Genomic DNA, 13,058 nt, shown 5'->3' with positions numbered 1-13,058 from the left:
AATTAATATATCTTACAACATACTGTTAGGATTTCTATCTATACTAACTCTTATATCATTATAAACATCTTTCAATAAATCATAAACTACTTCTTTAACATTTTGTGCAATATTTATGGTTATCTTTCCTTTTAATATTATCTGCCACCTGTACAATTCCTTTATTTTTGATATTTGACAGGGACATGGTCCTAATATTATAATTTTATCATCTTTTTCAAGAAGTTTTTTTAAGAATATACCAACATTTTGTATATTTTTTATTAATACATTTTCATTTTTACTATTCATATTTATAAGAAGTATATCTGCAAATGGGGGATAACTCATATTTTCCCTTATTCCAATTTCTTCCCTATAAAAACTATCGTAATCATTTTTAGCTGCATATCTTATGCTGTAATTTTCAGGATTATAAGTTTGAATAATTACTTTTCCAGGCTTTTCTCCTCTACCTGCCCTTCCTGAAACTTGGGTTATAAGTTCATATGTCCTCTCTGTAGATTTAAAATCCGGCAAATTAAGGGACAAATCTGCAGCCACTACACCTACTAAAGTTACATTTTTAAAATCCAAACCTTTTGCTACCATTTGAGTTCCTATAAGTATATCTGCTTTTCCCTGTTTGAATGTATTATAGATATTTTCATAAGAATTTTTACTTCTTGTAGTATCAAAATCCATTCTAAGTGTTCTTGCTTTAGGGAAATAAGCTTTTATCTGGTTTTCCACCTTTTCTGTTCCCACACCAAAATATTTAACATATTTACTGCCACATTTAGGACAAACTTTAGGTACTTCTATCCTGCTTCCACAATAATGACAAACAAGTTTTCTTTGATTCTGGTGATAGGTATAGGATATATCACAATTATTGCATTTAAATACATAACCACATTTTCTGCAAGAAACAAAGGTGGAATAGCCTCTCCTATTTAAAAACAATATTATCTGTTCACCCTTTGAAAGTCTGTTACAAATACATTGATAAAGTTCCCTACTGAATATAGATTTATTGTTATTTATAAGTTCCTGCCTCATATCTACAATTTCAACTTCTGGCATAAGTGCCCCATCTGCTCTGTTTTTTATATCTATAAGTTCAATTTCACCAGTCTTACATTTATAATACGTTTCTATAGAAGGTGTGGCTGAGCCAAGTATCATTTTACAATTGTATTGTTTACATTTCATCTGTCCAATTTCTCTAGCATTATACCTTGGATTACTGTCTGATTTGTAGCTCCACTCATGTTCTTCATCTATTATTATAAGTCCTAAGTTATTAAATGGAAGAAATACCGCAGATCTTGCACCAATTGCAACTTTCACCTGGCCAAGCTTTACCCTCATCCATTCATCATATCTTTCCCCATCTGATAATTTGCTATGAAATACACTTATATTTTTTCCGAATCTTCCTTTAAATCTTTCAACCATTTGTGGAGTAAGTGCAATTTCCGGCACCAGTATTATGGATTCCTTACCTTTATCCATAGCCTTTTCAACAAGATGCATGTAAATTTCAGTTTTACCACTACCTGTGACTCCATGAATTAAAAATATGTTTTTATCTGAGTTTATTATATTGTCTACTGCATACTGCTGCTCACTATTCAGTACCTTTTTAGAATACGCTCTATACTGTCTTACATCATACCTATCTACAGTTTTCTCATTAACCACAAGAAATCCGTGTTTTATCATAGTATTTATAGATGATAGGGATAATTTATAATTTTTGCTTATAAAGTTCTTAGTGTATACTCCATTGTTTTCTTTTACTACTTTATATATATCTATGTATGGTTCTTTATTAAAGTTTCCTTCTAAATCTTTACCAATATAAATTAGGCTTTCCTTTTTCTTTTTCATTCCTTTAAGTGTTCCCCTCGGAATAAACACTCTTATACATTCTAGATATGTACACAAGTATATTTCTCTCATTTTTTCTATAAGAGTTAAATCTTCTTTTGTAAAAAGCGGGAATTTTTCACATATATCACTTATTTCTTTAATTTTCCTGCTTTCTATATCATCTTCATATAACCTAACTACAAATCCATCTAATTTATTGTTTCCCATACCAAAAGGTATTTTTACTCTAGAACCTATACTAATTTTTCCACTTAACTTATCTGGTATTTTATAGGTAAAAATTTTATCTAATTTTACAGAACTATTGTTTACAATTATACCTGCATATGTATACACTAAATCACCCTTTATATAAACATTAAATAAGAGAGGTATTTTAAATTTAAACCCCTCTCAAACATTTAAACCGATATTTTAGATAAATCAAATTACCTTTGGGATAGTATATTGAATAAATTTCGAGCAACTTCTCTCTTACTCATCTTATTTAAATCTACCTTTTTTCCATCCCTTGATAGTATTGTTACCCTGTTGTCATCTGAAGCAAATCCTGAATCAGATGCCGTTATATTATTGGCAACTATATAGTCAAGATTCTTTTTCTCGAGCTTCTTTGAAGCATTCTCCAAAAGATCGTTGCTTTCAGCAGCAAATCCAACTAGAATTTGATTTTTCTTTAATTTCCCAAGTTCCTTCAATATGTCCACATCACTAATAAAAGCTAATGAAAATTCATCTTCACTTTTCTTTATCTTCCTTTTGGAATAATCTTTTGTTTTATAATCAGATACTGCAGCAGCTTTTATTACTATATCTTGTCCTTGAAAATTATCAAGCACAGCCTTTAGCATCTGTGCATTTGTCCTTACATTTATAAAATTAATTCCAAATGGAATATTTAGCTTTGTAGGCCCAGATATCAAAGTTACATCTGCACCTCTGTCCCTAGCCTCTTCGGCTATGGAATAACCCATCTTTCCTGAAGACCTATTTGTTATATATCTTACTGGATCTATATCTGCTATAGTCGGTCCTGCAGTTACAAGAACCTTTTTTCCCCGTAAATCCTTAATACCATAAAGCATACTTTCAATTACCTGAGCTATAAAATCAGCATCTGGAAGTTTTCCTTCTCCACTATCGCCACATGCCAATCTTCCTACAGCTGGTTTTATGAATTCATATCCAAACTTCATAAGTTTATTTATATTATCCTGCAGGATTGGATTGGAATACATATTTGTATTCATAGCAGGTGCAAAAATTACAGGAGCCTTAGTTGCCATGATAGTTGTAGTTAAAAGATCATCTGCTACTCCACTTGAAACCTTTCCTATTATGTTAGCCGTAGCAGGAACTATTGCTACCAAATCCGCTTTTTTTGCAAGAGAAATGTGTTGTATTTCAAAAGCTCGTGGTTCTTCAAACATATCAGTGTGTACTATATTTTGACTTAAAGTCTGGAAAGTAAGGGGAGTAACAAATTTTGCAGCAGACTTTGTCATTATCACATTTATATCAAAGTCCTTTTTTTTCAACCTACTTATAACATCTAGTGATTTATAAACTGCTATTCCACCAGTTACCCCTATGACAACTGTTTTCTTGCCATTTACCATTATTTAATTCCCTCTTTTACAGTTTCATAGGTAATCAAATCTTGATCTATTTCATTAATAGCTATAGTAACTGGTTTAGTTGAATCCACATCTACAAGTGGTTCCGAATCCTGAATTAGTTGTCTTGCCCTTTTAGCTGTTATAGTAACTAAAGTATACCTATTATCTACCTTTTTAAGTAAATCCACAATAGATGGATTTATCATTGAATTATTCATATAAAATACCCTCCTTAGAATTTAATATTTCATCTTTAATCCTATCTACTCTACATTTTTCAGCTGTAATAATGCTCTCTATATTTTCCACTGCATTGTCTACAGTATCGTTTATAACCGCATAATTATATTTTGAAACATAATTTATTTCCTTATAAGCTGACTTAAATCTTAGATTCAAGGACTCAGGTGTTTCACTTCCCCTACCTATAATCCTGTTTTTAAGTTCCTTCATTGAAGGCGGAAGTATAAATATAAACACCCCTTCTGGATAGCTTTCTTTTACCTTTAAGGCTCCCTGAATATCAATTTCAAGCACTACATCTTTTCCTTCATCTATGGCTTTCAAAACTTGAGACTTAGGTGTACCATAATAGTTTTCATAAACTTTAGCATACTCTAAAAAATCCTTATTTTTTATTTTGTCCTTAAAAGTCTCCTCGGTCAAAAAATAATAATTTACTCCATCTACCTCCCCTTTTCTTGGAGACCTAGTAGTAGCTGAAGTAGAAATCCAAAAATCATTTTTTTTCAGCAATGCCTTGCAAACTGTACCTTTTCCAGTTCCAGAAGGTCCTGATATGACAATTAGCAATCCTTTTCTTGACATTATTCCTCAACCTCACCAATATCATCTTCACCATCTTTGGAAGACAATCTATGTGCTACAGTTTCAGGTTGAACTGCTGAAAGTATTACATGATCACTATCTGTTATTATAACAGCTCTTGTTCTTCTTCCATAAGTAGCGTCTATAAGCATTCCTCTATCTCTTGCTTCCTGAATTATTCTCTTTATGGGAGCGGATTCTGGACTTACTATAGCCACCAATCTATTTGCTGAAACAATATTTCCAAATCCTATGTTTATTAATTTTATACCCATACATTTCCTCCTATCTTACTCCACGTTTTGTATTTGCTCTCTTATTTTTTCTATTTCGTTTTTTATATTTAATGTAACTTTAGTTATATCCAGATTTGTTGATTTGGAAGCAATTGTATTTGCCTCTCTATTCATTTCCTGTAGTATAAAATCAAGTTTTCTTCCTACAGGTTCCTTCAATGTTAAGGTCTCTTTAAATTGTACTATATGGCTATTTAGCCTTACAATTTCTTCATCAATACAAGATTTATCTGCAAATAGTGCTATTTCCATTGCAACTCTATTCTCATCTACCGGATATTTATCAAGCAAATCCTTCAACCTTTCTGAAAGCTTTTCTTTATATTCCTTTACTACTTGAAAAGATTTATTTTCTATAGTATTTAGTAAAGTTTGAATAGAACTGCATTTTTCAAGTATATTTTTTTCTAGTTTCTCCCCTTCTTTTTCTCTCATACCCACTAGCATTTCTAATGCATCATTAAAAGCAGTTAATAAATACTTCCATATATTTTCAAGATCAGCATCGTCTTTTTTTACAGTTATAATTTCTGGAAATTTAGCAATAAGTGAAAGAGATATATTGTCTTTTATATTGTATTTTTCCTTAATAACATTTAAACATTCTACATAGCTATTAGCTAAACCTTCATTTAATACAGCCTTTGTAGCCTGATCTTCAAAGTTCATTTGAGTTATAAAAACATCTACCTTACCTCTATTTATTTTTTGCTGAACAATTTTTCTTATTCTGTCTTCCAGAGGCATAAGACTTTTTGGCATTTTAATATTTAAATCACAGTATCTATGATTTACACTTTTTATTTCCACTATAAAACTTTGTTTTTCACTTTCTATAGTGCCTCTTCCAAAACCAGTCATACTTTTAATCATTATAATTTCATCCTTCCATGAAGCCTCATCAATCCACATTTTATTATACATACATATTAATAATAATTTCAAGAAAAACTTATGAGTACTTTAATTTCAATTGATCTATCGTAAACCTAAGTTTAAAAGCAAGATTTAAAATGATTATACCATAAAATATCTCCAACAAACAAACCTGCAAGAATGTTCAATAAAATTTATTTTGAGCTATATAGGTAACTCTAAATTATACTCAAAAATTTAGAACCCTAGACAATATCAAAATCATCTAAAGTCCTAAATTTTAAAAGCACAGATGTTAAAATTTACGCCATTATAGATACTTTTAAGTAAAATAAAATACATGATGAAGCATTAAAGTAAAATGCATATTAACCCACCGTTACCTTCATTTATGATTTTCTGAAGTGTTTTTTGTATTTTAATTTGAATATCTTCTGGCATTTTATAAAGCTTATTTTGTAATCCCTCTTTCACTAATATTTCTAGGGATTTTCCAAACATATTGCTCTGCCATATTTTAGATGGATCGCTTTCAAATTGCTCCAAAAGAGATTTAACCATCTCTTCGCTTTCTCTTTCTGTACCCATAATAGGAGAAATCTCGGTTTCAATATCTGCTCTAATAAAGTGAAGTGAAGGTGCACTTGCCTTTAATTTTACTCCAAATCTATTTCCCTGTTTTACAATTTCAGGCTCTTCTAATTTCATTTCAGAAAGTTGCGGAGCAACTAGCCCATAACCTGTTTCCTTTACTTCCTTTAATGCACCTGCTATTTTATCATATTCTACTTTTGCACTGTGCATTTCTTTTACTATGTTTAATAAGTCACTTTCACCTTCGATTTTTTTCTCACAGACCTCACTCAATATTTTATAATAAAGATCCTTTCTAGGTGTTAGATCAATTCTAGCAGTACCTTCTCCCATATTTATTTCTTTTACCATAGATTCTCCAATAAATTCTACATCTTTAAAACTTTCTAGTGACTTTGTTATATCTCTAACCTTGTATATATTACTACACATATCTTTTACTAGGCCTATAAAATCTAGCTTTAACCAATGTGATGGATCCATTTTTTCTATCCATTCCGGCATATCAATATTTATCTCTTTAACAGGGAATTCTTTAAGTACTCTTTGAAATACATTTGTTATGTCGTCTTCTTTCATATTAAGTACATCCATAGTTTGGACAGGCACATCATATTTACCTTCTAACTCTTTTTTCAAGGCTACCGTATCAGGATCAAAGGGATGCTGAGAATTTAGTACCATTATAAATGGTTTATTGATTGATTTTAGTTCATTAACCACTCTTTCCTCTGCTTCAACGTAATCTGCTCTTTCTATATCCGTTATAGACCCATCTGTAGTAACCAAAAGTCCTATAGTTGAATGTTCATTTATTACTTTTTTTGTTCCTATTTCAGCTGCTTCTTCAAAAGGAATTTCATAGTCATACCATGGAGTAGTAACCATTTTAGCTTCTTCGCCTTCCATATATCCAGCTGCACTTTTAACTATATAGCCAACACAATCTACCATTCTAACTTTAAATTTAGTACCTTCATTTAAATTTATCTCTATGGCTTCATTTGGTACAAATTTAGGTTCTGTAGTATGAATGGATTTCCCTGAGGAGCTTTGTGGAAGCTCATCTTTAGCTCTCTGTTTTTTATAGGAATTATCTATGTTAGGAAGAACCATTATTTCCATAAATCTCTTTATAAAAGTTGATTTTCCAGTTCTTACAGGTCCCACAACACCTACATATATATCCCCCTGAGTTCTGTCTGCAATATCTTTGTATATATCAAAATTTTCCAAAATATACCCTCCAATAATCTAATATTATCAGTATATATATATTTTTATGGGGCATATTTTATTACTAATATTATTGATTAATACACTTCATCCTTTTTTGCTCTAGTCATAAGCTCATATACGGTATATTTAGGCTCTTTTCCTTGAAACAGTATGCTGTAAAGTGCCTCTGTTATAGGCATCTGCACATTTAATTTTTCTTTTAATTCATAAAAAGCCCTGCAAGCTTTTATACCTTCTACTACCATTCCTACTTCATCTACTGCTCTATTTACAGGAACTCCCTGTCCTATAAGTATACCTGCCCTTCGATTTCTACTATGAACACTTGTACATGTAACTATAAGGTCACCTATACCTGTAAGTCCCGAGAAAGTTTCCCTTCTGCCTCCTAATTTTTCACCAATTCTTACTATCTCAGCAATTCCTCTAGTCATGAGAGCTGCCTTTGAATTATCTCCATAACCTATACCATCTGAAATTCCACAGGCAAGTGCAATTACATTTTTAACTGCTCCTCCAATTTCTACTCCTATAATATCTTCATTTGTATATATTCTAAACTTATTCGTCATAAATAAATCTTGAATTTTTTTAGCGTATTCCATGTTTTCTGAAGATACAGCTACTGTAGTTGGTATATCCCTAGCAACTTCTTCCGCATGGCTTGGTCCTGAAAGTACCACTACCTTATTTAAAGGTAGTTCTTCCTGTATAACTTTAGAAAGTCTCTTTCCACTTTTTTCTTCTATACCTTTAGCTATGTTTACAATTATTTGATCTTCCCTTATAAAGTTTTTAAAATTTATTAAAACCTCTCTTACTGCCTGGGATGGCACTGACAATACTAGGACTTCTCCTTTTTCAATTACATCCTCTGCATCATTAGAGGCCTTTACATCTTGTGGAATAACTACGCCGTGTAAATACTTTATATTTTCTCTTTTTACATTTATATCCTCAACTATGCTTTCATTTCTATCCCACAAGTTTACCTTTACACCTTTTTTTGCAAGTATAACTGAGAGGGCCGTTCCAAAACTTCCCCCTCCCAAAAAAGATACAGATGAATACACAATTATTCCTTCCTTTCCCTAAACTCTAACTTTATTCCTGTTCCCGTAAAATCAAAGTTATCTCTCAATTGATTTTCGATATACCTTCTATAAGAAAAATGAACACAGCTAGGGTCATTTACAAAAAATACAAAAGTAGGAGGTTTATTTCCTATTTGAGTTACATAATAAATTTTTAATCTCTTACCCAATATAACAGGAGGTTCTTTCATCATAACTGCTTTGCTTATTATGTCATTTAACACTCCTGTTTTTATCCTCTTACAGTAATTGTCATAGCATTCTTTTATAAGTTGTAAAACCTTATTTACTCTCTGTCCTGTTTTTGCAGATATAAATAAATAAGGAGCATATGGCATAAAAGAAAGACTTGTTCCTATTTCCGTCTTATATTTGTCAACTGTTTTTGTATCCTTATCTATTAAGTCCCATTTGTTAATTATAACCATAATAGATTTACTTAATTCATGAGCATAGCCTATTATCTTTTCATCCTGCTCACTTATATTGTGAACTGCATCCAATATAAGCACACATACATCTGCCCTCTCTATTGCAGTGTAAGTTCTTATTACACTATATCTCTCTATTTCCTCTTTAACCTTACTCTTTTTTCTAAGACCTGCAGTATCTATAAGTAAAAGCTTCCCATAGTCCGTTTCCAGATAACTGTCCACAGCATCCCTTGTGGTTCCAGGAATATCACTTACAATAACTCTTTCTTCCCCCAACAACTTATTTATAAGAGATGATTTTCCTACATTTGGCTTTCCTATAAAAGCTACTTTTATATACTCACTGTCTATATCATCATCTTCATCATCTTTAAAGTTTTCCACTACTTTATCCAGCATATCCCCAAGTCCTAATGCCTGTGATGCGGATATAGCCATAGGTTCTCCTATACCTAAGTTATAAAATTCGTAAACATAAGCATTTTGATTTATATTATCTATTTTATTCACAACAAGTACAACTGGTTTTTTACTTTTTCTAAGCATTTGAGCTACTTCTCTATCTGCTGCAGTAACTCCTTCTTTTCCATCTACTATAAATATTATTGTATCTGCAGTTTCTACTGCCACCTGAGCCTGCCTTCTCATTTGAGAAATTATTACATCAGTGCTTTCAGGTTCAATTCCACCTGTATCAATTATGGTAAAATTATATTTTAACCATTCTGCTTCAGCATACACCCTGTCTCTTGTAACTCCAGGTGTATCTTCCACTATAGATATTCTCTTTCCTGCTAATTTGTTAAATAACGTAGACTTACCTACATTAGGCCTTCCTACTATAGCAACTATTGGCTTTCCCATTAGTTATTCCACCTCACTGTTTTCATTTATAATCTGTATTAAATCATTTCCAGTATAATCACATACCAGTATGTTTCTACTTAAAGCTTTTTCTAATTCATCTAAAGTTATATCATCTAAAAATACCCTTTTATCTGAATTTGAAAGTTCATATCCTTTTCTAAGCATACATTCCGGTATTACTATGTTTTTTCCTAATGTCTTATATTTTAATTGTTCCATTATATCTCTTGCCGTAATAAGCCCAGACACAGTTATAGTATGGCCAAAAAAATTATTTATTATTTTTTTTACATCAATTATTATATCTGGGCTGTTTTCCATTATTTTTTCTGCTGCATCTTTTATTTCACTATAGGCTAATTCTCCAGTTAAAAATGTAAACGACCCTCGTGCACCTTTATTTAAGCTTTTAAGATGACTTGATATATTATCCCTAAAGAGTCTTACCATACCCACACCATCTTCCAACTGGCTGTAATTTTCATAAAAATTAGAGTTTGGGATCTCAGTTTCAGAGACAAGATAAAATTCATCAGATAATCTTACAAAAGGAACTCCTATTTCTTCTATATATTTACACTGCAATTCTTCTGCAATCTTTAATTGGTTAGATGCAGAATTTTTATTGTATCTAGATAATTTAAAAAGGTTCTGTCTGTACTTTGTAATTCCCACAGGAACTACTGCCACATTTGTGACTCCAGGATATAATCTATACAAATCCTCTACAGTTCTTTTAAATTCTGCTCCATCATTTATACCCGGACATAATACTATCTGACAATTTATTTTTATACCATTTTGGGTAAGTCTTTTTAATAGTGTATATATATTGCCAGCAAATTTGTTATTTATCATTTTAATTCTAAGGTCTGGATTAGTAGTATGTACAGATACATTTATAGGACTTATCCTATATTTAATTATTCTATCTATCTCCTCATCATTCATATTAGTAAGTGTCACAAAGTTTCCTTGAAGAAATGCCAATCTTGAGTCATCATCTTTAAAATAAAGGGTATCTCTCATTCCTTTTGGCATCTGATCTATAAAGCAAAATATGCATTTATTATGGCAACTTTTAGGTTTATCAATAATAGGTTCCTCAAATTCCAATCCCAGTTCTTCATCATATTCCTTTTCTATCTCTAAATCCCACACTTCTCCACTTTGCTTTTCTATTTCTACTTTAATATACTCATCGCTTGTCAAAAATTTATAATCTATAATATCCTTGACTTTCTCTCCATTAATGGATAAAAGACAATCTCCCTTTTCTATTCCCATTTCCTCAGCAATGCTTTCACATTTAATTGCTTTTATTCTATTTTCCATTTATACAACTCCCGGCTAAAATCTATGATATGACCATCTTAATCTATTAGGTTACAATATTGAACCTAGATACTTTAACATACATTTAGAATATAACCTAATATGTATATTTAGTCAATTATTAAACTTTTTAAATAAAAAATCTCCCTAAATTAATAGAAGAGATTTTGTTAAAATTATAGTAAATTTATTAAAAACAATATAATTCCTGAAATAACAGCGCAACTTGGTATAGTAAATACCCAGGTTATAACTATATCTTTAACTACAGACCACCTAACCGCTGAAAGTCTTTTAGCTGAACCAACTCCCATTATAGCTGAATTTATTATATGAGTTGTGCTAACAGGTGCCTGAAACATAGTAGCTGTTAATATTACCGCAGAAGATCCCATTTCTGCTGCAAAACCATTTACAGGCACTATTTTAGCCATTTTAGAACCCATGGTTTTGATTATCCTTTTTCCTCCCATTGCAGTTCCACATGCCATAGCAAGTGCACAGGTTATTTTTACCCATGTAGGTACTGAAAATTCTTTTATAAACCCAGCACTTACAAGAGTCATAGTTATAACTCCCATAGTTTTTTGAGCATCATTTTCACCATGATTTAAAGCTAAAAACATGGTAGAAAAGATTTCAGCTTTTGAAAATATTTTTGTTACAGTAGAAGGCCTCGTATTTACTAGAAATGCTTTTATTATATTCATAATAATAAATCCCACTATAAATCCTATTACTGGCGACAATATGAGCCATAAAATAACTTTCCAAAAAAGAGTTGACCAATTGACAATTAGAAATGTACCCTTATATATAATTGCTGATCCTACTATTCCTCCTACAAGGGCATGGGAAGAACTACTAGGTATTCCAAAATACCAAGTTATTAAGTTCCATATTATAGCTCCAATAAGGGCTGCTATAATTACTTCCTGAGTTATGTTATTAGGATCAACTATACCCTTTCCCACAGTTTCCGCGACTGAAACGCTTAAAAAAGCACCTGCAAAATTTAAAACTGCAGAAATTACAACGGCCTGTCTTAAAGATAAAGACCTCGTAGATACAGCACAGGCTATAGCATTAGCACTATCATGAAAACCATTAATAACATCAAATATAACTGCAATTATAACTATTAAAATAGTTATTACTAAAGTACTAGGCATTTTTCATTACTACTCCTTCAATAACATTAGCTAAATCCTCACAGGCATCTAAAGTATCCTCAAGATATTGATATATTTCTCTCCATTTTATGACATCTATAACTTCTATGTCTTTTCTAAATATATCACCAATAGCTTTTCTTGAAACTACATCACCATCTTCTTCTATCCTATTTACCTCTATTATTTTCTCTGATAACCGTTTGCTTGTTTTCATATTTTTTAATTCTTCCATTATAATAATAAGTTCCTTGCAACACTGAACTATCATTTTACTTAATGAAATAGCGTCTTCCGTGCATTCATTTACATTAAACATAACAAATCTACTAGCTGTAGATTCCATATAATCAATAATATTATCCATGTCGTTTGCTATTGCATATATATCTTCCCTATCAATTGGGGTAATAAATGTCTTATTTAGCTGTTCCAATATCTCATGCTGTTTTTTATCTCCTTCATGTTCCACCTCTTTTAATTTTTTCAAATTTTCTTCTGAATTTTCCAGGTTATTTAAAAAATCTAACAACAATTTTGCTTCTGTATAGGCAATATTTGCAGTTTGCACAAAGAACTCATAGAATTTGTCTTCTTTTGGAGTAAAAGCAAACATTATATCCCTCCCTATTATTGAAAATATATATTTTCGACCTTATAAAGTATAACATATAATTAACTAAAATTAAATACAAAATTAACCTCTATATTATATGCGAATATACGATTAATATGATAACTAAATGCATGAACTATACTATTTTAATATATTACATGACATTAAAAATTAAAAATAATTAAAAATTCTACAAAAATTTACTAATAA

Annotated in this window: 12 protein-coding genes; all 12 read right to left on the bottom strand. The window is 31.0% G+C overall.

Features of this window, described 5'->3' with window-relative positions; all coding sequences use genetic code 11:
• Positions 1-12: 12 nt before the first annotated feature.
• The 12 genes from priA to CLCOS_RS12575 all read right to left on the bottom strand — a co-directional run bounded on the left by priA (position 13) and on the right by CLCOS_RS12575 (position 12,848).
• On the bottom strand, positions 13-2,214 hold the full coding sequence (gene priA, locus CLCOS_RS12630; protein ID WP_063600176.1) for a primosomal protein N': 2,202 nt from the start codon (positions 2,212-2,214) through the stop codon (positions 13-15).
• 92 nt (positions 2,215-2,306) lie between these two features.
• Positions 2,307-3,497: a bifunctional phosphopantothenoylcysteine decarboxylase/phosphopantothenate--cysteine ligase CoaBC gene (gene coaBC / locus CLCOS_RS12625; RefSeq protein WP_063600175.1), complete on the bottom strand. Its 1,191-nt coding sequence runs from the start codon at positions 3,495-3,497 to the stop codon at positions 2,307-2,309.
• Positions 3,497-3,715 carry a DNA-directed RNA polymerase subunit omega gene (gene rpoZ, locus CLCOS_RS12620; RefSeq protein ID WP_013237918.1) on the bottom strand — a complete coding sequence of 73 codons (219 nt, stop codon included), beginning with the start codon at positions 3,713-3,715 and terminating at the stop codon, positions 3,497-3,499. The genes coaBC and rpoZ overlap by 1 nt, the downstream gene beginning before the upstream one ends.
• Positions 3,708-4,325, bottom strand: coding sequence for a guanylate kinase (gmk, locus tag CLCOS_RS12615; RefSeq protein WP_013237917.1), 618 nt, complete (start codon positions 4,323-4,325; stop codon positions 3,708-3,710). Before gmk ends, rpoZ begins: the two co-directional genes overlap by 8 nt.
• Positions 4,325-4,600 (bottom strand): extracellular matrix/biofilm regulator RemA, encoded by a 276-nt coding sequence (gene remA, locus CLCOS_RS12610; protein ID WP_013237916.1) that lies wholly within the window; start codon positions 4,598-4,600, stop codon positions 4,325-4,327. Before remA ends, gmk begins: the two co-directional genes overlap by 1 nt.
• Positions 4,601-4,615: 15 nt before the next feature.
• On the bottom strand, positions 4,616-5,494 hold the full coding sequence (locus tag CLCOS_RS12605; protein ID WP_063600174.1) for a YicC/YloC family endoribonuclease: 879 nt from the start codon (positions 5,492-5,494) through the stop codon (positions 4,616-4,618).
• A 354-nt stretch (positions 5,495-5,848) separates the two neighbouring features.
• Positions 5,849-7,327, bottom strand: a complete 1,479-nt coding sequence (gene spoIVA / locus CLCOS_RS12600; RefSeq protein WP_013237914.1) for a stage IV sporulation protein A — start codon at positions 7,325-7,327, stop codon at positions 5,849-5,851.
• 77 nt (positions 7,328-7,404) lie between these two features.
• Entirely contained in the window at positions 7,405-8,403 is a 999-nt protein-coding gene (locus tag CLCOS_RS12595; protein WP_013237913.1) for an NAD(P)H-dependent glycerol-3-phosphate dehydrogenase, read from the bottom strand.
• A gap of 2 nt (positions 8,404-8,405) precedes the next feature.
• Positions 8,406-9,722 carry a ribosome biogenesis GTPase Der gene (der, locus tag CLCOS_RS12590; RefSeq protein ID WP_013237912.1) on the bottom strand — a complete coding sequence of 439 codons (1,317 nt, stop codon included), beginning with the start codon at positions 9,720-9,722 and terminating at the stop codon, positions 8,406-8,408.
• 3 nt (positions 9,723-9,725) lie between these two features.
• On the bottom strand, positions 9,726-11,060 hold the full coding sequence (locus CLCOS_RS12585; protein ID WP_063600173.1) for a DUF512 domain-containing protein: 1,335 nt from the start codon (positions 11,058-11,060) through the stop codon (positions 9,726-9,728).
• 176 nt (positions 11,061-11,236) lie between these two features.
• The gene (locus tag CLCOS_RS12580) at positions 11,237-12,232 is read right to left on the bottom strand and encodes an inorganic phosphate transporter (RefSeq protein WP_063600172.1); all 996 of its coding nucleotides are present in this window, start codon (positions 12,230-12,232) and stop codon (positions 11,237-11,239) included.
• Positions 12,225-12,848, bottom strand: coding sequence for a DUF47 domain-containing protein (locus tag CLCOS_RS12575; protein WP_063600171.1), 624 nt, complete (start codon positions 12,846-12,848; stop codon positions 12,225-12,227). Before CLCOS_RS12575 ends, CLCOS_RS12580 begins: the two co-directional genes overlap by 8 nt.
• Positions 12,849-13,058: the final 210 nt, after the last annotated feature.

The sequence above is a fragment of the Clostridium coskatii genome (genome assembly GCF_001675205.1).
GTDB lineage: Bacteria > Bacillota > Clostridia > Clostridiales > Clostridiaceae > Clostridium_B > Clostridium_B ljungdahlii.
This window is presented reverse-complemented; position numbering and strand designations above follow the sequence as displayed.